The 21,424-nt window shown below is 46.0% G+C and carries 14 protein-coding genes; 4 read left to right on the forward strand and 10 right to left on the reverse strand.

Features of this window, described 5'->3' with window-relative positions; translation table 11 throughout:
- Positions 1-4 precede the first annotated feature (4 nt).
- Positions 5-592, forward strand: coding sequence for a GTP cyclohydrolase I FolE (folE, locus tag ACNOGP_RS07725; protein ID WP_007749368.1), 588 nt, complete (start codon positions 5-7; stop codon positions 590-592).
- Here the strand turns inward: folE and dnaG are convergent.
- The 10 genes from dnaG to ACNOGP_RS07775 form a co-directional block, all read right to left on the reverse strand.
- On the reverse strand, positions 589-2,670 hold the full coding sequence (gene dnaG / locus ACNOGP_RS07730; RefSeq protein WP_195475716.1) for a DNA primase: 2,082 nt from the start codon (positions 2,668-2,670) through the stop codon (positions 589-591). The genes folE and dnaG overlap by 4 nt on opposite strands.
- Before the next feature lie 125 nt (positions 2,671-2,795).
- Positions 2,796-3,569 (reverse strand): prephenate dehydrogenase, encoded by a 774-nt coding sequence (locus ACNOGP_RS07735; RefSeq protein ID WP_007749366.1) that lies wholly within the window; start codon positions 3,567-3,569, stop codon positions 2,796-2,798.
- Positions 3,570-3,578: 9 nt separating this feature from the next.
- The gene (locus tag ACNOGP_RS07740; protein WP_007764407.1) at positions 3,579-4,640 is read right to left on the reverse strand and encodes a bifunctional 3-deoxy-7-phosphoheptulonate synthase/chorismate mutase type II; all 1,062 of its coding nucleotides are present in this window, start codon (positions 4,638-4,640) and stop codon (positions 3,579-3,581) included.
- A 74-nt stretch (positions 4,641-4,714) separates the two neighbouring features.
- On the reverse strand, positions 4,715-5,926 hold the full coding sequence (locus tag ACNOGP_RS07745) for a pyridoxal phosphate-dependent aminotransferase (RefSeq protein WP_418214471.1): 1,212 nt from the start codon (positions 5,924-5,926) through the stop codon (positions 4,715-4,717).
- The gene (locus ACNOGP_RS07750) at positions 5,901-6,749 is read right to left on the reverse strand and encodes a prephenate dehydratase (protein WP_418214472.1); all 849 of its coding nucleotides are present in this window, start codon (positions 6,747-6,749) and stop codon (positions 5,901-5,903) included. Before ACNOGP_RS07750 ends, ACNOGP_RS07745 begins: the two co-directional genes overlap by 26 nt.
- A 299-nt stretch (positions 6,750-7,048) precedes the next feature.
- Positions 7,049-8,011 (reverse strand): tetratricopeptide repeat protein, encoded by a 963-nt coding sequence (locus ACNOGP_RS07755; RefSeq protein ID WP_418214473.1) that lies wholly within the window; start codon positions 8,009-8,011, stop codon positions 7,049-7,051.
- 39 nt (positions 8,012-8,050) lie between these two features.
- Positions 8,051-9,955, reverse strand: coding sequence for a RecQ family ATP-dependent DNA helicase (locus tag ACNOGP_RS07760; RefSeq protein WP_418214474.1), 1,905 nt, complete (start codon positions 9,953-9,955; stop codon positions 8,051-8,053).
- Positions 9,948-11,666 (reverse strand): single-stranded-DNA-specific exonuclease RecJ, encoded by a 1,719-nt coding sequence (recJ, locus tag ACNOGP_RS07765; RefSeq protein ID WP_272720715.1) that lies wholly within the window; start codon positions 11,664-11,666, stop codon positions 9,948-9,950. Before recJ ends, ACNOGP_RS07760 begins: the two co-directional genes overlap by 8 nt.
- A gap of 202 nt (positions 11,667-11,868) precedes the next feature.
- Positions 11,869-13,683 (reverse strand): DUF4091 domain-containing protein, encoded by a 1,815-nt coding sequence (locus ACNOGP_RS07770; protein WP_418214475.1) that lies wholly within the window; start codon positions 13,681-13,683, stop codon positions 11,869-11,871.
- Positions 13,684-13,705: 22 nt separating this feature from the next.
- A complete protein-coding gene (locus ACNOGP_RS07775) occupies positions 13,706-15,892 on the reverse strand; it encodes a glycoside hydrolase family 3 N-terminal domain-containing protein (protein WP_418214476.1) in 2,187 nt (728 codons plus the stop codon).
- Positions 15,893-16,135: 243 nt separating this feature from the next.
- On the opposite strand from ACNOGP_RS07775, the gene ACNOGP_RS07780 reads away from it, so the two are divergent.
- From ACNOGP_RS07780 to ACNOGP_RS07790, 3 genes are read left to right on the forward strand one after another with little or no spacing between them, the layout of a single operon-like run.
- Complete coding sequence (locus tag ACNOGP_RS07780) at positions 16,136-16,657, forward strand: RNA polymerase sigma-70 factor (protein WP_007764431.1); 522 nt, start codon at positions 16,136-16,138, stop codon at positions 16,655-16,657.
- Positions 16,658-16,715: 58 nt separating this feature from the next.
- Positions 16,716-17,882 (forward strand): FecR family protein, encoded by a 1,167-nt coding sequence (locus ACNOGP_RS07785; RefSeq protein ID WP_418214477.1) that lies wholly within the window; start codon positions 16,716-16,718, stop codon positions 17,880-17,882.
- Positions 17,883-17,923: 41 nt separating this feature from the next.
- Complete coding sequence (locus ACNOGP_RS07790; protein WP_418214478.1) at positions 17,924-21,406, forward strand: SusC/RagA family TonB-linked outer membrane protein; 3,483 nt, start codon at positions 17,924-17,926, stop codon at positions 21,404-21,406.
- Positions 21,407-21,424: the final 18 nt, after the last annotated feature.

Here is a 21,424-nt window from a genome sequence, read left to right on the forward strand (position 1 = left end):
TGTCATGTTGGAAAAAGAAGAAATTGTCTCTCCGAATTTGGAGGAATTGAAGAATCATTATCGTAGTATTATAACTTTGTTGGGCGAAGACGCTGAACGGGAAGGGCTGTTGAAAACTCCCGAACGGGTAGCTAAGGCGATGCTGAGTTTAACAAAAGGGTATCACATCGACCCGCACGAAGTACTTCGTTCCGCTAAATTCAAGGAGGAATACAGTCAGATGGTGATTGTGAAAGACATTGATTTCTTCTCTCTCTGCGAACATCATATGCTACCGTTTTATGGAAAGGCACACGTGGCCTATATTCCTAACGGCTATATCACGGGACTTAGTAAGATTGCCCGTGTGGTCGATATATTCTCTCATCGCCTGCAAGTGCAGGAACGCATGACGCTGCAAATCAAGGAGTGTATTCAGGAAACGCTGAATCCGTTAGGTGTAATGGTTGTAGTGGAAGCTAAACATATGTGTATGCAAATGCGTGGTGTTGAAAAACAGAACTCTATTACTACTACTTCCGACTTTACGGGGGCTTTCAATCAGGCAAAGACTCGCGAAGAGTTTATGAATCTCATCCAGCACGGGAGTTAGCGTAGAACAACCCTATCCCCTAAGCGTTTTGCCATAATGCTTTGTACGGTTCTCAGCTCATTATAACGTTGCATTAGTGAGTCGCACTTTTCATTGTCATGAGCGAGCGCCGGGTCCTGCAGTGCATAAAGCATATGCTTCAGTTCTTCCGTAACGATTGCGTATTTAAAGTTAATCATCAACATGGGAACCAGTTCGTAGAGCCGTTCTTCATCTGTCACAATCTTCTGTGATTTGGAGTGGTATTTGCTGAGTTGATAACGTACATTAATCAGGTCTACGCTTAATTTACTGATAATCGGGTCGGGATGTGCCAAGAAGTAACGCTCCGCGATAAACCCCGAATCATGCATATGTGCGGCAGCTTCCGACAGCATTTGGCGATGCAACGGATTATGGAAAGCCAAATCATCCTCTTTCAAGTCATTGACAACATATTCTATGACAGTGACTGGGATTTCATTTCCTTCTTCGTCAGTCAGATTACACATGACTTTCTCACCGTAACGGACTACAGCCTGTAATATCAACCGCTCGAATTTATAAAACTCCTGCCCTTCTTTTCCTTCCTGCGGAATAAAAGAAGCATAGTTGTCTTCTTGTGGCGGGAAAGGGGATTCTGTATATCCTGCCTCAGCAATTTCAGGAGGCAATGGAACATCCCCATTGGGAGCAGGCATATTTCCGGCCTGTTCACCTTGTGGCATAGAGGCTGCCCTTTCGGCAATCCGTCGGTCCCGTTCTGTCTGTTCCGCCCGTTTCTCCGCTTGCGTTTCCCGTCTTTTGGCAACTTCCGAAACCAACAGTTTATCTTCTATATGTAATAGTTGGGCACATTCTTTGATATAAACATCCCGTACAATCGCTTCAGGTATGACCGAAATGCTTTGTACCAGATTGCCGATCAGTTCCGCACGTTTGATGGGATCTCTTCCGGCGTCCTCTAACAGCAAGTTAGTCTTGAAGCGGATAAAGTCCGTTTCGTGTTCCGAGATGAAAGCCTGGAATTCCGTAGAGTTATGTTTGCGGGCGAAAGAGTCCGGGTCATCACCATCGGGAAGCAGGCAGACTTTGACGTTCATACCCTCTTCGAGCAGCATATCAATACCACGGATAGAAGCTTTGATACCTGCGGCGTCACCGTCATAAAGCACCGTCATATTGTTTGTGAAGCGGTGAATCATACGGATTTGTCCCGGTGTAAGCGCTGTTCCCGAAGAGGCCACTACATTCTCGATGCCGGATTGGTGCATAGAGATTACGTCTGTGTACCCTTCAACCAAAAAGCAACGGTCTTGTTTTACAATCGCCTGTTTGGCAAAATAGATACCGTATAGTTCGTTGCTCTTGTGGTAAATATCCGATTCGGGAGAATTGACATATTTGACCTTAACCCCTTTGGTCGCACTGGCAAGCACACGTCCGCCGAAGGCTACTACCTTTCCCGAAAGAGTGTGTACCGGGAATATGACACGTCCCCAAAAGCGGTCCCGCAGACGGTGGTCATCCGTTTCATAACAAAGTCCCGTTTTCACAAGATACTCTTTCTTATATCCTTTCTGTATTGCTTCTTGGGCGAAAGCGTCGTGGCTGTCGGTGCAATATCCTAACTGAAACTTCTCGATGATATCATCCCGAAAGCCGCGATTGCGGAAATAAGCCATCCCGATACTACGACCGTCTACATGGTTCTTCAGTATATTCTGAAAGTAATCGCGTGCGAAGTTATTGACGATAAACAGACTTTCCCGTTCGCTTTGCACAAACTTTTCTTCATCACTCAGTTCCCGTTCTTTGATTTCGATATTGTACTTCTTGGCGAGGTATCTTAGTGCTTCCGGATAGGACATCTGCTCGTGCTCCATGATGAAGTGTACGGCATTTCCCCCTTTTCCACATGCGAAACATTTGCAAAGCCCTTTGGCGGGAGAGACATAAAAAGAAGGAGTCTTGTCGTTATGAAAAGGACACAAACCGACATAATTCACTCCACGCTTGCGTAGTGTGACAAAATCTGAAACGACATCCATGATCTGTGCCGCATCCAATATCCGGTCTATGGTAGCTTGATCTATCATTCTTTCTATCTCCTGTAAATCTGTTTTTGCGGATACAAAGGTACACATAAAAAAATCCCCTGCAAAGAACTTTTTTGCAGGGGACCGTTAAATCTTATGTGTAATCAGTGATTGCCGGTTACGGGTTATTTGATCTTTTCCCGAATCTTTGTCAGATACTTCTTCATTCCTTCCGCATCCTTGTTCTCAATGATTTCGAGAAGATTTTTCAGCTCGGTGCGGATGTTGGCCACCTGTCCCGGAGTGCGCGGGTTGAACAGAATTTCCTGAAGCAGGTAGTCATCTTCGCTCAGCAAACCTTTGGCAATAGCCATATGCTTCTTGAATGTGGTTCCCGGCGCTTCCTGGTGTTTCATTACAGCTGCAAATACGAACGTCGAAACGAACGGGATGGATAGCGAGTAAGCCACCGTTTCATCATGTTCGTCAAAGGTATATTCGAAGATGTTCAACCGCAAGGTTTGGTAGAGGTCTTTAAAAAAGATCTTACCCAAGTGATCTCCTTCACTGATGATAATGGCGTTCTCGCTGCTTAGATTGCTAAGGCTGGCGAAAGTCGGACCGAACATAGGGTGACTGGAAACATAACGGAAGCCGCTTTCTTCGTAGAACTTCTTCAGTCCCGTTTTAACAGAAGCGATATCACTGATGATACAATCTTTGGGCAGCACAGGCAACACTTTGCGGAAAGCGTCCAGTGTGTACTTTACTGTTGCGGCGTTGATAACCAGTTCCGGTTCAAAATCCTTGATTTCTTCCAATGTCGTGAAACGATAAGTGTTGTAGACAAAACGCAATTGGTGCGGGTTGACGTCGAACACGGCCGTTTCGTGTTGGAAGCTCAATATATCAGTAAAGAAAGAGCCCATTTTTCCGGCTCCGAGTATTAATATTCTCATGTCTATTGTTTATTTGTTGATAATCTCCATCTGTTGGCGGACAGACTCTTCGTGGATAGCCTCGAAGATTTTCTTCATGAATTCCGCATCCATACCGCATTGTTCCCCTTGTGAACCGCGCTTTTCCAGAATTTCATTGTAACGTCCGGTCTGGAGTACGGTGATATTATGTTCTTTCTTGTATGTACCGATTTCACGGGCAACGCGCATTCTTTTTGCCAACTCTTGAATGATGTTGTCATCACATTCATCAATCTGTTTGCGTAGCAGCCCCAGACTTTCGGTCGATTGGGTCTCGGTACGGATAACCAATAGATTGAGGATATAGTCGAGTACATCCGGAGTCACTTGTTGGGAAGCGTCACTCCATGCACAATCCGGATTGCAGTGGCTTTCTACGATCAGACCGTCGAAGTTAAGGTCCATAGCCTGCTGGCAAAGCGGAGCTACCAGTTCGCGTTTTCCACCGATATGACTGGGATCACAGAAGATGGGAAGATTAGGGATGCGGCGGCGCAGTTCGATAGGAATGTGCCATTGGGGTAGATTGCGGTAAATCTTCTTATCGTAGCTGCTGAAACCACGATGAATAGCACCCAGACGTTTCAGACCTGCATTGTTGATACGTTCCAAGGCTCCGATCCACAATTCAAGATCCGGATTTACTGGGTTCTTGACCAATACGGGGATATCAACGCCTTTCAGAGCGTCTGCGATTTCCTGTACGGCGAAAGGGTTGGCAGTGGTACGTGCACCTACCCAAAGAATATCGATTCCGGCTTTCAGACATTCGTAAACGTGCTTGGCCGTTGCAACTTCGGTTGCGACATACATACCGGTTTCTTTTTTCACCTCTTTCAACCAGGCAAGACCTTCGACGCCTATACCCTCGAAGCCTCCCGGTTTGGTACGTGGTTTCCAGATTCCTGCACGGAATATCTTCTGACCTTTCGCTGCCAATTGCTTGGCTGTATCCATTACCTGTTCTTCTGTTTCTGCGCTACACGGGCCGGCAATGACGATCGGTCTTTTAGCCTCAATGCCCGGTAATAAAATTGATTCGAGTTCCATAATAATAATGTATCAATATGCCAATGTGCTAGTAATTCCATTGGCAGTTGGGTTATCTAAACTATTTAATTGTTCTATTTATCGGCACATTGGCTGTCAGCACATTGTGCCATTGTTTTTATCCTTTCGAGTGCTTCCTCCAACTTGGCGTCTTTGCAGCAAAGAGAGATGCGGATATATCTCGCTCCGTTACTGCCAAAGATAAATCCCGGTGTGATAAACACTCTGGCTTCATGCAATACCTTTTCCGTCAACTCTTCCACATCTTTGCAGGAAGCGGGGATCTTTCCCCAAAGGAACATACCTACCTGTTTCTCATCGTATGTGCACCCTAGTGTTTTCATAATCTCACCGGCTAGGTGGCGACGGTTACGGTAGTTCTTGTTATTGCCCTCGTACCAGTCGGCTTCAGCTTCCAGAGCAGTGGCTGCCGCCAGTTGCATGGCACGGAACATTCCGCTGTCGATATTGCTTTTCACCTTCAGAATCCATTGTACAAACTCCGCATTTGAGGCCAGCATACCGATACGCCATCCCGGCATATTGTGGCTTTTGCTCATGGAGTTGAATTCGATACAACAGTCTTTGGCCCCCGGTACGCTCAGAATACTGATCGGTTTCTCGTTCAGGATAAAGCTGTATGGGTTATCATTCACGATTACAATATTCTTGCGGCGGGCAAAGTCAACGAGACGCCCGTATAATTCCGGAGTTGCATTGGCGCCTGTCGGCATATTCGGATAATTGGTCCACATCAGTTTTACACGGCTGAGGTCCATTCTCTCCAGGACTTCAAAATCAGGCATCCAGTTCTCGTCTTCTTTGAGGTCATAGTTGATGACTTCCGCACCGAGTATCTTGCTCAGCGAAGTATAAGTGGGATATCCCGGATTGGGAACCAACACTTGTTCTCCCGGATTGACAAATGCCAGAGTGACATGGAGTATTCCCTCTTTCGAGCCGATCAAAGGCTGTATCTCCGTGTTCGGATTCAGTTCCACTCCATACCAGCGTTGATACCAGGCGGCAAAACCCTTGCGAAGTTCGGGGATACCCACGTACGGTTGGTAGCCGTGTCCGTTGGGATCATGCGCATTGTTGCACAATGTTTCGATGGTTTTCTCGGAGGGGGGCATATCGGGGCTTCCGATACCCAGACTGATGACGTCCTTACCTTCCGCGTTCATCTGTGCTACCTCTTTCAGTTTTTTGGAGAAGTAGTATTCACTTACGCTTGCCAGTCTGTCGGCAGGAGCGATCTTATACATTTGACTTTCCTTCTGCATATTCGCCTAATGTTTTGAGTTCTTTGGTTAATGGAGTGATTGCTGCAATGGACTGCTTATATCTCAGATAATCGTTGAAAGCCACATCTACATAAAACTGGTATTCCCATTCACGTCCGATGATCGGTAACGATTGTATCTTGGTCAGGTTGATATTATAAAAAGACAGGATGGACAACACTTGTGACAAACTGCCTTCCGTATGCGGCAAGGTGAATACCATGCTTGCCTTGTTGGTAGCATTTGCATGATGTTGGCGTAGTTCATCCATCTGCCAGGGATCGGCAACTACCAGAAAACGGGTGAAGTTGTGTTTGTTTGTCTCGATTCCTTCTTGAAGCACCTTCATACCGTAACGCTCGGCTGCCGCTTTGGAACAGATGGCGGCGTGTCCTTTCAAGTTCTCGTTCTTGATGATTTCCGCGCTGCGTGCCGTATCCTCACCCTCTACTACTTTCAGTTGCGGATGTTGGTTCAGGAATTCGCGGCATTGCATCAGGGCGATAGGGTGGGAATTTACTTCCGTCAGGTCTTCCCAGCTTTCGTCGGGAAGGCAGACAAAACTGTGTGAGATACGCAATTTGTATTCGCCGATAATTTGTGTGCCGCTTTGTCTCAACAACTCATTGTTGTGCAACAAGCTTCCCGCAATTGTATTTTCGATGGCGAGCATTCCGATTACCTGGCTGTCTTTTCGTATCGAAGTAAACACGTCCTCGAAGTTGGCGCAGCAGATTAGCTCTATTTCTTCCCCTTCGAAGTACTTGTGTGCGGCGATATCATGGTAGGAACCTAATGTTCCTTGAATTGCTATCTTTTTCATTGTTCTAAATGGTTTATATAAAAAAATCCCGCGTCCATATTGGAGCGGGATTCATATGATTGATTTCTCTATTCAGTCCTTAAGCATCACTGTCACTTGATACATACAAACTCCCGCTCTACTTTGTTGCTAAAGTAAAAGTAAAAAAAGAAGTAATATGCATAAGTAAACGATTTCATTCGATCCTTTGTTTTTGCTTTGGTTTCTAATTCTGGGGCAAAAGTAATAATTTTCTGTTAGATGCAAACAAAAAGCGATACTTTTTTTCTATTCTTGCCTAAAAAATATAAAAAGGACACTTAGAAGATACCCGGAAGAGTTTCCGGCTTTGCTCCCAGATTCTTGAATTCACCGTTCAAACCGGCTTCATCTTTCGGGTTCAGCTCCAATGATTTCTTCATGTCCTCGATAGAACCGTCCTTGTCGCCATTTAACAATTTGGCACGTCCGCGTTCCTTATAAGCTTCTGCGAAGTTCGGATTCAACTCAATGGCTTCGTCAAAGAGTCCGATAGCTTCCGTCAGTTTCTTCTGAGTGATGTAAAGTCCTCCCAGATAGAGGTACGCCTGCTCGTTGAAAGGATTTATTTCCGTGACAAGTCGATAATCCTTTTCCGCTTCTTCGGACTCTCCGTTGTCCTCCTTCACCTTTCCACGCAGGAGTATCGCCGTTTCTTCTTCCGGATTCTGAGCCAATATGGCATCTACATCCTCCATTACCTCTTTGTATTGTTTCATTTTCAATAAGGCTTCTGCACGTAACAGGCGGGCTTCGATGAAATCATCCTTCAAGGTGATAGCTTTGGTGAGGTGGGCGATAGTCATCAGGTCGTCGTCCTGGCCTTTGCGGGCTTTTCCCAGCAGATAATGCGCTACGGCATTTCCTTCTTCGATGGCGATGGCCTTGTTGGCTGCCTCTTCCATAGCCTGATAATCTTCCTGAATGAAGCATACATTCGCCAATGTCAGGAAAGTATTGGTAACATGAGGTTCCATTACAGCCATTTTCTCCAAAAGTTCGCGGGCCTTTGCTGTTTCTCCCAATTGGACGTAGAGTTGGCTGAGATATCCCAATGTCTCGAAATCCTCCTCAATGGCAAGGGCTTCCGTGAAACATTTTACGGCATAATCCGGGCGTCCCATGCGTTGCGCACGCAAACCGTCATATTTGAAGATCTCGAATCTTTTCCGGTCGTTTTTCTGCTTTTCACTTTCCGGTGTCTCCGATTTCCCGGAGAAGAAAGATTTAAAAAAGTTCGGCATGATATGTTGTTTTTGAGTTACACTTGCAAATGTAATAACTTATTTTGATATATGTATCATTCCATCCTGCATCTTCCATTCGCCTTCCTCCAATAAATAGCGGATAACCTCTCCAACCTTTTCTTTCTCCGCTTCCATGTTATTGGCTATTTCTGCCGGAGTAAGCGGTTTTTGAATGAGCAGTCCGGTCATTCGCCTTTTTAATTCTTCAAAGGAGTCATCGGACAGACTGTCTGTGGCGCGGTGGCTGAGGCAGATATCGCATTGGCCGCAATTATGTTCGTTTTTCTCTCCGAAGTAGCGGAGCAGCATCCGGCTCCGACATACGTTTTCTGAAGTGACATAATCCTCCATCGCCTTGATGCGTGTTTCGTACCTTGCTTTCCGTTCTTCGTAGACAGAGGGAGGAATATGTACAAAACGCAGTTCCTGCCGTTCGCGCGTATATATAATATAAGGTGTCTTTTTGTGTGGAATATAATCCACGATGCGGCGTTTGGTCAATGTCACCAGAATGTTATAGATCTGTTCGCGTGTCAACCCTGTGCGTATCGACAGTGAAGCCTCGCTGATATAGGCATAATCCGTGAATACCCCTGTGTAGGAACGAAGGATTGTCTGTATCAGCGCTTCGGTTTCTTTTCCCATCTCCCGTAGTTTGTACAGCTCGTCCCGGCGAATCGTAAAAAGGATGCGGGAAGCATTATCCTGTTCGTCCGTATATTCCAGATAACCGGCTTGCGTCAGTATCTTCAGTGCACTGTCTACCGGGACCGGAAAGTATTTGAATTTCCGGCAGAATTCTTCCAGATTAAATTCGCGGACACATTGGAAACCGTCGCCCATCGCCATCTGATAGTAATATTGCAAATGCTCGTAAACATCGAGAATATACTCTTTGTCGGGGAAGGTGTCTGCCACCCGTTTGTGCAGGGTAGTCTTATCAGATTTGGCATATAGAATGACAGCGTATGCCTTTTCCCCGTCTCTGCCTGCCCGCCCGGCCTCTTGAAAATACGCTTCCGGAGAATCGGGGAGATCAAGATGAAGGACAATGCGGACATCCGGTTTGTCAATACCCATTCCGAAAGCATTGGTGGCTACCATTACGCGGACTTCCCCGTTTTGCCAGCGTTTTTGGCGGAGGTCTTTCACTGCATTATCCAGTCCGGCATGATAGAAATTAGCGGTAATATCTTCGTTCACCAGCAGTTCGGTGATTTCTTTTGTCCGTCGCCTGTTGCGGACATAAATGATGGCGCTACCCGGTATTTTCCGTAAGATATGCAATAACTCGTTCGTCTTGTTGTCTGTCTTGCGGACGATGTACGCCAGGTTCTTCCGTTCAAAACTCATGCGGAAGACATTGCCTTCATGGAAGTTCAGACGATTCTGAATATCCTTTACTACTTCCGGTGTAGCGGTTGCAGTCAGTGCCAGCACCGGAACTCCGGGCAGGAGTTCCCGTATTTCCGCAATTTTCAGATAGGCAGGCCGGAAGTCATAGCCCCATTGGGAGATACAGTGACTTTCGTCTACTGTGATCATGGAGACTTTCATCGCCTTCAGTTTGGTGCGGAAAATCTCCGTATCCAGACGTTCCGGAGAAATATAGAGGAATTTGTAATCACCGAAGATACAATTCTCCAGTGCGGTGAGAATTTCTTGGCGCGTCATGCCGGAATATACGGCAAGCGCCATGATTCCCCGCTTGCGCAGGTTCTGCACTTGATCTTTCATCAAGGCAATGAGGGGGGTAATGACGATGCAAATGCCTTCTTGAGCGAGAGCAGGCACTTGGAAGGTGATGGACTTTCCACCGCCTGTCGGCATAAGCCCCAATGTATCTTTGCCTTCGCCGATACTGGTAATGATCTCCTCCTGCAAGTCGCGGAAGGAGTCATACCCCCAGTATTGTTTCAATATCTCCTGATACTTATTCAATCGGCTTTATATCTTCAATTTGAAGTTGGACTTCGCCACGCTTATGCGTGTTTTCTTCGATGGTGTAGCAGATGTCGAACGAGCGTTTCGTCTTGATATAACGTACGTGCGAACTTTGCCCGAAGGCAATGCCGTTCATTACATTGTTCGATTTATTATCCACCAGTTCCAGTTTGATGTGCTCCTGATCACGTCCCACCACCTTGCTTGTTCCGTAGTCGTAGACATGGTGCGTACAGAAAATAGGTTTCATATTGTCAGGACCGAAAGGATTGAATCTTTTCAGATCATTGAAGAACTTGGATGAAATGTCTCTGAAATCTATCTCCGCATCAATGTCGATTACGGCACTGGTCTGCTCCGGTAAAATATGCTGCGAGACGTATTCTTCAAATCGTCTGGTGAACTCTTCCACGTTTTCTACTTTCATGGATAGTCCGGCAGCATACGTATGTCCTCCAAAGTTCTCCAGCAGGTCGCGGCAATGTTCGATTGCTTTATATACATCGAAGCCGGAAACGGAACGTGCGGAACCTGTCGCCATGTCGTCCGTCCGGGTTAGCACTACAGCCGGGCGATAGTAGACTTCTGTCAGTCGGGAAGCCACAATACCGATCACTCCCTTGTGCCACTCTTCGTTGTAGATCACGATAGAGCGGCGGTCGGCAAGCCCGTCCAGATTGGCGACGATATTGTTCGCCTCTTCCGTCATACTCTTGTCGAGGTCTTTACGAGTCTCGTTGTATTGATTAATTTGTCCGGCTTTCTCCAGCGCTACCGAGAAATCTTTTTCGGTGAGTAAGTCTACCGCTTCTTTCCCGTTCTGAATGCGTCCCGATGCGTTGATGCGCGGTCCTATTTTGAATACGATATCGCTGACGGTAATCTCTTTTTCGGAGAGTCCGCATACATCGATGATCGCTTTCATTCCGGTACTCGGGTTGCTGTTCAGCTGCTTCAACCCATGAAAGGCGAGAATACGGTTTTCACCCATGATGGGCACGATATCCGATGCGATACTTACCGCCACGATGTCGAGCAGCGGAATCAGATGATGAAACTCGATGCCGTTGCTGATGGCGAACGCCTGCATAAATTTGAAACCGACCCCGCAACCGGAAAGGTGTGTGTACGGATACGTATTGTCCAAGCGCTTGGCATTCAGAATGGCTACGGCAGGTGGAAGCATCTCATCCGGCACATGATGGTCGCAGATGATAAAGTCGATTCCTTTCTCTTTGGCATACGTGATTTCCTCCACAGCCTTTATGCCGCAATCGAGTACAATAATAAGCCCTACACCGGTTTCGGCGGCATAGTCCACTCCTTTTTTAGAAATGCCATACCCTTCATTGTAACGGTCGGGTATGTAATAGTCAAGGTTCGAATAGAACTGTTGAATAAACTTGTAGACCAATGCTACCGCAGTAGTGCCGTCTACGTCATAATCTCCATAAATTAGAATGCGTTCTTTCTTTCCCATCGCCTTGTTCAGACGTTCTACTGCAACGTCCATATCCTTCATCAGGAATGGGTCGTGCAGGTCGGGCAATTGCGGACGGAAGAATTTCTTAGCGTCTGCCGCTTTCGTAATTCCCCGTTGCACCAAAAGTTGTCCAAGTATCGGGCTAATCCCTAATTCTTGGGCCAATATCTGGCTTGTCTCTGCCTGTTCGGGTGTAATGGGTCGATAATTCCATTTGTGATTCATTTTATATATTGCTTTTTTCTTTTTCTGTTCTCAAGGGTCAGAAAGGCACTTCTTTCCAACAAGGGGTAAAAGTACGAAAAAAAGCGGAAGTGTAGGATAAGATATGACGAAAATATTTCATGATGGTGTGTTGAAACGCAAATTATTATGCCACCCTCATAGCAATAGAGTGGCACAATGTGTTCTGTAAGCAATCGGAAACCTAGAGCCCGTTGATAAACAGATTCGCTTTTTCCACTACGACGTTTGCCGGAGTCTTTAACAGTTGGAGCTCATCAAAACTTTCAAGTACTCTCTCCAGTTTGCGTAGTGTAGCAGTCTTGTTTTGGGTTTGCAGTTCCGTTTTCAGGATTCGGATTTTTTCGTATGCCTGTATGCCTGCCACCAGATTCTCGAAACGCAGACAGGTCCTTCCTCCCGGATAGAGAAGGTAAGTATCTCCGGCTCCCCATGTGTAGAAGCGGCTGTCTAGTAACGGTTCGATAGTCCAGCTGTTCAATGCCCAACGCAGGTATCCGTCCAGATTCTCTTTCGCTGCATACCAGGCTATCCAAGCGCCTTCTGCCGGGTTGCTGAATGTATATGTGTTGGGATGGGATTCTGCGCAACAGGTGTAGTAAGTTGTGATTTTTCCTTCTGCTTTCCGTTTCGCTTTCATCTCTTCACTGAATTTTTCTGCGATGGCAATGCAATAATCATTCAGTTCGTCGGAAAGTTCTTTATGGAGTGAGCCGGCAAGTGAAACCTTGAAATCCGGATCTGCTTCACGGATAATCTTCAGTGCTTTCAACATATCGGGCATGGGGCGTTCGTCCATAGCGATGTGCGTAATGTCAAACCAGCCTTTGGATTTTAAGTGAGTGGCAAAGTCTTTCAGCATACTTAGCCATAGGTCGTGATAAGCCTGCTCTCCCGGCTTGGATTTTAATTCTTTCATGCTGTTGGTGGCTTGGTCGAAATAGAGGAAAGACAGTTTCCAGGGAATCATGGAATAGCATCCGATCTCCTTTTTTACTCCCATATCCATCATGAACTCCACCCATTTGTCGAAGATCGTGTAGTCGAACCACCAGCTGCCGTCTATTTTCCGAACCCAAGTGATCATCGTTTCGTATGGATCGTAAGTTTGTCCGCCCCAAGGGTGGTGCATGATGGGGACGGTAATCACTTTTCCACCTGCCTCCGCGTATGGTTGCAGTTCTGTCTTTAAGATTCTGAAGTGTTCCTCCGACCATAAAGGAACCTGATGATAACGGGCCACTGCAAATGGGTTTTGCCAAAGGTCCAGATGGAAAGCCCATTGATCGGGTTGAGGCAATGTGCGTTGCTGAACCTGTACGGTCAGTTTTAACTTCCCGATCACTTCGTGATTATTCTTTATAAGTACATCGGATGAATAATTGCCGCTAATTGCATCTTCAGGAATCCAGACGCGTATCCAGTATCCTTGAGAGGTTTTCGCTTTTATCGGTAAAGCAGCGGCGAGATGGTCGATAGGGTCAGCTACCAGTGTGGAGTCGAATTGTGACAAGTCCGGCCGGGGACCGCAAGTACCTTTTTGGTTCTTGTTCAGTTCATCTGTCATCACATATCTGACAAACCCTTTCAGAATACGGTCTGCCGAAATGCTTTGTTTACCGGAGGAATGCGTCAGGGGAGCTATTTCTACGGAAACATTATCCAAATCGATAGTGGAAGAAACTACCAACTGTGCGGCGACTCTTTCTCCTTTCCATCCTTTGATATCAATCTTTTTCTGATTGAGACGTGGATTTACCTCTTTCTTATATCGGGTGTAAGTGTTTCCCCATGCGCAACGAGTGCCGGAAAGGTCTTTCCAAGACTCCCCGTCCGTTGGGGCCGGATTCTTGAGTTCCGTGTACTGTGTCAATGGGAAAGGAGCTTGCGAGGTTGACTGCCCGGAGTGGGTAACTCCCATCGGGGGTTGTCCGTTCAGGCTTCCCAGACTGCAAAGTCCGGAGAAGATGAGGACGATAGCTTTTACTCTAATGTTCATACGAGTTGTTTTTAATAGGTGATTAAAGGAAATATACTTTAGTTTGATTTAATTCAGAAGAATTTGGACCGATGCCGATGGTAAAGCTTCCGGATTCCAGTACCTTTTCCATTTTATTATTGTATATGCTAAAATCTGCGGAAGGAATAGTAAAACGAATCTCCTTCTCTTCGCCGGGCTGAAGATGGATGGAAACAAAGCGTTTTAATTCCTTTTCTCTTGGAATGACGGTAGCCACTTCGTCACGTATATAAAGCTGTACAATTTCTCTGCCCGCTACGGAACCTGTATTCTTGATTTTTATCCGTACAGTGACGGAATCTCCCTTTCGATATTCTGTCTTATCGGTAACGGGAGAGGAATATTTGTATTGCGTGTAACTCAGACCGAATCCGAATGGAAATAAGGCTCCTTGCGGTATGTCGGCGTGGTGTACTGTGTAAAAAGTTCTTCTGGCATTATAAACAATAGGAATCTGCCCCGCATGTCTGGGGAAAGTCTGCGAAAGTTTCCCTGAGGGATTTTCAATACCTGTCAGTAAGGCTGCTACGGCTTTTCCTCCCATAGTGCCGGGATACCAGGCTTCCAGTAGGGCATCGCAGTTCTTGATGACTTCATCCAATACTAGCGGTCGGCCGTTGAATAACACCACGATGATTTTTTTTCCGGTTGTCTTCAATGTTTTCAGCAATCTCATCTGCTGATCTGGTAACTCGATTTTGGCGGTTGAAACAGCTTCTCCAGATAAGTTGGACGGTTCTCCGAGACAAGCTATAATGATTTCATTTTTTTGTGCCAAAGCACAAACATCCGACAAATAGTCCGGTGTAATACCGGAGAAGTCACAAGCCCGTACATCAATCGGGATATCGGTACGTAAGGCTTTGAAGCCTTCTTCTACCGTAATTACCTCTTTACTGTTTCCTTTCATATTCCAGGAACCCAGCAAATGGTAGCGTGCATTGGCGAATGGACCAACTAGTGCTATTCTTTTAGAGTCGGATAAGGGAAGTGTCCGATCTTCATTTTTTAAGAGTACCATACTTTGACAAGCCATTTGGTATGCGTCTTCCTGGCTTTCTTTAGAATAAAGTGTCTGCTTTTCCCGTTCGGTATTAAAGTAGGCGAATGGATTGTCAAACAGCCCCAACCGGAATTTCAGTTCTAAGGCACGGGCGGCAGCGCGGTTAATCAGTTGTTCCGGAACTTTCTGTGTTCTTACCAGCTCCGGCAGGAATTCGATAAACTGTTTGGCGCTCATATCCATGTCTATTCCGCTTTTGATGCCTCTTTCAGCAGCTTCTTGTCCGTTGTCGGCGGCTCCTTCCGTCACTGCATGTTGGAAAGTTGTCCAATCGGTCATTAGCAATCCTTTGAACTGCATTTGTTTACGCAACACCTCTTCATTCATGAAATAGTTCATTGTCAGCGGCTCTCCATCGTAGGAGGTATATGCGCACATGACACTTGCTACTCCTGCATTAATGGCTGCTTGAAAAGGAGGGAGATAAACTTCCTGAAGTTTGCGCAGAGATACGTCCGTTTCTTGATAGTCTCTTCCTGCCATGACTGCCCCATAACCGGCAAAATGCTTTACGCAGGCAGCAATCGTATGAGGACTTGTCAAGTCGTCCCCTTGAAAACCTCGGACTCTTGCGGCAGCCAGTTCTCCGCACAAGTAAGCATCTTCACCGGATGTTTCCATAATACGTCCCCAACGAGGATCGTATGATATGTCAACCATCGGCGCGTAGGTCAGTTGGATACCTGCTGCGGCGGCTTCCCGCGCTGCCATAGCGGCACTTTGTTCTACTAGTTCCGGATTCCAACTACACGATTCGGCTAGTGGAATGGGGGGAATGGTGCGATATCCGTGAATGACATCTTCATGAAAAACTAAAGGAATACCTAACCTGCTATGTTTCAGAGCCTCCTCTTGTAGAGAACGGTTTAGTTCCGCTCCATTCGCTTTCAAAAAAGCACCGACTTTCCCTGCACGTATCAGAGACCGGCAGATGGAGTCGTCTTTCGTATAATAAGGTATTAAGTTCAGTTCTGCTATTTTTTCTTCAAGTGTCATGCGTGACAATAGATCTTTCACCCGTTGGGGGACGGGGATGGATTCCTTTTGATAAGGATAGGATTGTGCAAGGCATACCGAAAACACGTTTCCCACAAGGAATAGTGTTATAAAGATAAACTTGTTCATGTTTAAAGTCTGTTATGAGTTAAATTAATAAATATTACCGCAGACTTTTCTTATTTACACAGACAAACAGGGGATGTGGAAACATCCCGATTTTAATTGGAGAAGAGAAACACGTTGCAATATTAGGAATAATATTCGAAGTACACAAGTAAAGCGGGCAAAGAATTTGAAAGGGAAAATTTGTTCGTTACTTTATTTATTTATAATATTGCGGACTTTATCATCCAATAAAGCCCTACTTATATGCTAGATACTGATGAAAAAACATTCGAGAAGCTCTTTAGGGAGCATTATTCCCTTCTATGTAATTATGCGAATAGTATTGTCTGTAATGAGCAGGCGGTAGAGGACATCGTACAGAATTTCTTTATTGCCGTCTGGGAGAAGAAACACTTATCTATAACGGAGGATACTTTTCTTCCGTATGCCTATCGTGCTATCAAGAACAGTTGTATCAACTACTATAAGTCAGAGATTGCCAAAGAGAATTTTTTCACTGTGCTGGCGGAGGAATGGCAATTACAACTGCAAGAAGAAGAGGAGTTCAGATATAAACAGGAGGTACGTGCCGCTCTTCAGAAGTTACCGGAAAAATGCAGGAAAGTATTTTTGCTGAAGTGTGTCACCGGTCTCCGCTATAAAGAAATCGCGGAAATTTCCGATATTTCGGTCAATACCGTGAAATACCATCTGGGAGAGGCTTTTCGTGTCATGAGGGAAGAACTGAAAGACCTGATGATACTATTAATATTAATTTTTAGCTGATTGTACCTACCCATTTTATGGAAAGCAATTGTCATAGTAACAGAAAGATAAAAAGAAAATGATGAAACAGGAATTGATCTATCAAGCTATTCTTTCTACATTAGCTCATGAGGCTACCGATGAGGAACAAAAGATTGTTGACGAGTGGCTGCGTGAGTCTGAGGAAAACAGAGAGGAATATGAGGGGATGCGTCGTATGTATGAGAAAGCGACGGCTCCTCGTAAACCCAAACAATTTGATGCAGACCGGGCTTGGAAACAGGTGGCCGACCATACCATATATAAAAAGAAAAGTTGGTATCTGTCTACGTGGGTGCGCTATGCGGCCGTTGTAGCTGTTGTGGTGGCAAGCGGATTGTTCTTTATCACAGATTGGTTCCGTGCGGACAGTCCGGATGGGATAGACATGATGGCTTACAATGAGCCTACCCTACTTTTGGAAGGGGGGGATGAGATTGATTTGAGCGGGCAGTCCTTTACGATGAAGCGTGATCAAGCTTTGATAAAGAACGATGCGGACAACCTGCTCTCTTATGAGGCGGAAGACGGGGCGGATAAAGCGAAGATTGTTCATAACCGCCTGATTATCCCGAGAGGAAAAACGTACAGACTGGTGTTGGAGGATGGCACGAAAGTATGGCTAAATTCAGAAACGGAACTCTCGTATCCGAGCCGATTTGCCGGAACCAAGAGGGAAGTAATGTTATTGGGTGAGGCATTCTTTGAAGTCACTCCAGACAAGGAAAGACCATTCTATGTAAAGGCGAACGGAATGGATATACGTGTTCTGGGAACTTCTTTCAACGTAAGTGCTTATCAAGATAGCGAGAGTACGAGTACGACATTGGTGGAGGGATCGGTAGCTGTGAGCATGGCCAATGGTGCGGAACGGACAATAACGCCTTCCGAACGATTGGCGTATAATAAGAAAAGTCATCAGTTATCTGTGGAGAAAGTGGATACTGAACTTTATACTTCCTGGATCAACGGTGTATACATCTTTAAGAATATGCCTTTGGAGGAAATATTGGAGAAACTTTCCCGATGGTATGATTTCTCTGTTACCTATCAGGATGAAACATTGAAACACACCCGTTTTTCTCTTACCGCAGACCGAAAAACGGATATAGACAAACTCTTGGAAGTGATAAACTACACTTCGGATGTTAAATTGGAGAAACAAGGAAAGAGTATTAATGTAAAAAAACAAAGGAGGATACAATGAAGTAAGAAAGAACTGTGTCACGAAAAAACAAAATAGAGCCTATGCTGACCTTGATCAAGATGAAATGGATAGTGATGTTGTTCCTGCTGCTGTATACGGCAGGCAGTTACCTGCATTGCGCTGTTCTCTATGGGGATGTACTTGCTCAAAAGTACACGATTGTGCTTGATTTTAAGGATACTCCGGTAGAAGCCGTACTGGACGCCGTCACCAAGCAGACTGGAATCAAGATTGCCTATAATAACGAGGTACTCGACCGGAAGAAGCCGGTGACCGTCAAGATAGAGACATCCGATATTTTGGAAGCGTTGTATGCCGTATTGGGCGACGGCTATATCTGTCGGCAGATTGATGACTATATCGCTATTTCCAAACGGCCAAAACCGGTTTCGGACAAGATTGCCGGTAAATTGCCAACGATGGCGGAAGAAAAAGCTTCCGTCATCGTTAGCGGCTTGATTACGGATGGAGACGGAAACCCGCTTATCGGTGTCAATATTCTGGTGAAAGGGAAAAGCACGGGTGTTGTTTCCGATTTATACGGCCGTTATCAGATTGAGGTGACGGAAGGTGACCGGCTGGAATTTCGTTATGTCGGATATAATAGCGAGGAAAGGGTCGTGAGGAAGGTCCCGGTCATTAATGTGCGTATGATGGAATTACCGGTTGGGCTGGGAGATGTGGTGGTAGTCGGATATGGACAGCAGAAGAAATCCAGCGTCGTTTCGTCTATACAGACATTGGAATCGCGGGATATGAACGTGAAACAACGTAATCTGGCAACCAATATTGCCGGACGGATTGCCGGTGTGATTTCCGTACAGCGTAGCGGCGAACCGGGAAATGACGAAGCGGAGTTTTACATTCGCGGACAGAGTTCGTATACGGGAGGAACCAACCCGTTGGTGCTGGTGGATGGTGTTCCCCGTAATATGGAAGATATCGATGTAGATGAAATAGAGACTTTTACGGTACTTAAAGATGCCGCTGCCACTGCCGTTTATGGAGCTGAAGGGGCAAATGGTGTCGTGCTGATTACTTCCAAACGCGGAAGGCCACAGAAGACTCTCGTTAACTTCAGCGCACAATATGCCATTGCCACTCCTTTCAGAATGCCCCGATCGTTGGATGCCTGTGAGTATTTGTCCATGTATAACGAGGCGGTGTGGAATGATCGGGGAAATCCGGATAAAGATCATTTTCAGCCGGAAGTGACCGATGAGGTTATGGAAAAATACCGTTCGGGAGCGGATACCGATTTATATCCTTCCGTTGATTGGACTGATTTGCTGAAGAAACACACCCAAAGCCAGCGTTATACGATCAATTTCAGGGGCGGTTCCGAGAAAACACGCTTTTTCGTTTCGGGAGCTTATTATACGGAAGAGGGAATCTACCGTTCAAATCCTATTGAGGACTATAATGCCAATATTGACTTGAAGCGTTTTAATCTGCGCTCGAACATTGATATGACAATCACAAAGACTACCCAACTGTCCGTAGATTTGAGCGGGCAGTATGTGATGAAGAATAATCCCGGGTATAGTTCCGACCAGATATTTTCGTACATAACCCATAGCCCTACTCACGTTATTCCTATGTATTATTCGGACGGAACAGCTTCTATTTACAGTAATTTAGGCTACGGACACGACAAGCAGCCTTACAGTATGCTCAATCATAGCGGATATACCAAGACGTGGGATACATATCTCCAGTCGAAGGTTTGTTTGGAGCAAAAGATGGATTTTCTTCTTCCGGGCTTGTCGGTCAAAGGAATGATGGGGTTTGATGCGGACTTCGGAGCTTCGACGAAGAGAACCAAGTCTCCTAAAACTTATTTTGCGTTGCGCCGGAAAGAGGATGGTACTCTGGAGAAGAAAACGATGGAGGAGGGGACTGCCTTGAGCGATCCTGTCAAGGGAGAGACTTCGGGAGCCAAAAGGATTTATCTGGAGGCTTCTCTGAACTATCAGCAACGCTTTGCGGACAAGCATGACCTTTCCGCTTTGTTTCTGTATATGCAGAAAGAGATCCAGTACCAGCAGGAAGAAGGATTGTTGCGGCTTCCCTATCGGAAACAGAGCCTTGTATCGCGTATCTCATACGCTTATGATGACCGGTATATCGTAGAAGTCAGTATGGGAGCTACCGGAAGTGAGAATTTTGCGCGGAATCATCGCTGGGGAATATTTCCGGCAGTGGGAGTGGCCTGGTATATCAGTCATGAGAAATTTATGCAGGGGGTGGAAAACAGCTTGACCAAGCTGAAATTGAGAACCTCTTACGGAATAGCGGGCAACGACAATGTGTTCAGCCAAGATGGCGGGTTGGTACGTTTTCCATATCGGGGGCAAGTAACGACTGACGGTCCCGGATATGATTTCGGACTGACGCCCGGTGCCGGTGGCGGAATGTCCAATTGGGTGGGCGGGGTGTACGAACGGAGCTTTGCCAGTCCGAATCTGAGCTGGGAAACGGAACGGAAGTTGAATGTAGGGTTGGATGTCGGCTTATGGGAGGGCAGGATTGATTTTTCTGTCGACTATTTCAGCAACCGTAGAAAAGATATTCTGATTCAGCGGAAGACCATTTCCGCCGTTACGGGTTTCCGTACCGGGATGTATCAGAATTTCGGTATTACGACGAATAAAGGGGTGGACGCCAATCTCATTTTCCGACATCAGTGGGGACCGGTCGGTCTTTCCGCTCGCGGAAATGTAACGTATGCAAGGAATGAAATCATTGAATGTGATGAAATTGCTCCTAAATATAGTTGGATGTCACAGGTGGGAACCTCTATCGGTCAGCAATCTCTGTATATTGCGGAGGGACTGTATACTCCTGATGACTTCGATGTGACGGAACGGGGAGACGGTTCCCGGACTTATCAATTGAGGGAAGGATTACCGAAACCTTCGGCAAATGTGGCTCCGGGTGATATCAAGTATAGAGACTTGAACAAGGATGGTATTATCGATTCCTACGATAAGACCTACGACAGCGGATTCTACTCTACGGGCATACCGGAAATTGTATATGGATTCGGGGTGAATCTTTCCTGGAACGGCCTGTTTGTCGGGGCTTTTTTTCAGGGAGTATCCCATGCGTCTGCCAGTCTGATAGCTTCTCCTAGTAATATCATTCCTTTTACGTCGGGCAGGGACAATGGTTCCGCCCGCGATATTATACGTGACCACTGGTCGGCTGAAGCACCTTTCAATCAAAAGGTGTTTTTTCCGCGTCTTCACACAGGAGCGTTTCAGCACAACCAGTTGCCTAGTACCTGGTGGATGCGTGATGCGGCGTTTCTGCGTCTGAAGAATATAGAAGTAGGATATGAATTCGATAAGACGGTACTCCAACGACTGAGGATGGAGAATCTGCGTGTCTATGTGCAGGGGAACAATGTAGCGGTGTGGGACAAGATTAAATATTGGGACCCGGAATTGGGAAATGCTAACTCGGGAGCTAAATATCCGCTTTGCAGGAACTTTACCGTTGGTTTGGAAATCACTTATTAAAACGGAAGGTCACTCATT

It is taken from the genome of Bacteroides difficilis (assembly GCF_048319815.1).
Classification (GTDB): Bacteria; Bacteroidota; Bacteroidia; order Bacteroidales; family Bacteroidaceae; genus Bacteroides; species Bacteroides zhangwenhongii.

What these genes read in the sequence shown, in the direction of transcription:
- folE (WP_007749368.1), top strand. Translation starts at nt 5, where the DNA reads ATGTTGGAAAAAGAAGAAATTGTCTCTCCGAATTTGGAGGAATTGAAG.
- dnaG (WP_195475716.1), bottom strand. Translation starts at nt 2,670, where the DNA reads ATGATAGATCAAGCTACCATAGACCGGATATTGGATGCGGCACAGATC.
- ACNOGP_RS07735 (WP_007749366.1), bottom strand. Translation starts at nt 3,569, where the DNA reads ATGAGAATATTAATACTCGGAGCCGGAAAAATGGGCTCTTTCTTTACT.
- ACNOGP_RS07740 (WP_007764407.1), bottom strand. Translation starts at nt 4,640, where the DNA reads ATGGAACTCGAATCAATTTTATTACCGGGCATTGAGGCTAAAAGACCG.
- ACNOGP_RS07745 (WP_418214471.1), bottom strand. Translation starts at nt 5,926, where the DNA reads ATGCAGAAGGAAAGTCAAATGTATAAGATCGCTCCTGCCGACAGACTG.
- ACNOGP_RS07750 (WP_418214472.1), bottom strand. Translation starts at nt 6,749, where the DNA reads ATGAAAAAGATAGCAATTCAAGGAACATTAGGTTCCTACCATGATATC.
- ACNOGP_RS07755 (WP_418214473.1), bottom strand. Translation starts at nt 8,011, where the DNA reads ATGCCGAACTTTTTTAAATCTTTCTTCTCCGGGAAATCGGAGACACCG.
- recJ (WP_272720715.1), bottom strand. Translation starts at nt 11,666, where the DNA reads ATGAATCACAAATGGAATTATCGACCCATTACACCCGAACAGGCAGAG.
- ACNOGP_RS07770 (WP_418214475.1), bottom strand. Translation starts at nt 13,683, where the DNA reads ATGAACATTAGAGTAAAAGCTATCGTCCTCATCTTCTCCGGACTTTGC.
- ACNOGP_RS07775 (WP_418214476.1), bottom strand. Translation starts at nt 15,892, where the DNA reads ATGAACAAGTTTATCTTTATAACACTATTCCTTGTGGGAAACGTGTTT.
- ACNOGP_RS07780 (WP_007764431.1), top strand. Translation starts at nt 16,136, where the DNA reads ATGCTAGATACTGATGAAAAAACATTCGAGAAGCTCTTTAGGGAGCAT.
- ACNOGP_RS07785 (WP_418214477.1), top strand. Translation starts at nt 16,716, where the DNA reads ATGATGAAACAGGAATTGATCTATCAAGCTATTCTTTCTACATTAGCT.
- ACNOGP_RS07790 (WP_418214478.1), top strand. Translation starts at nt 17,924, where the DNA reads ATGCTGACCTTGATCAAGATGAAATGGATAGTGATGTTGTTCCTGCTG.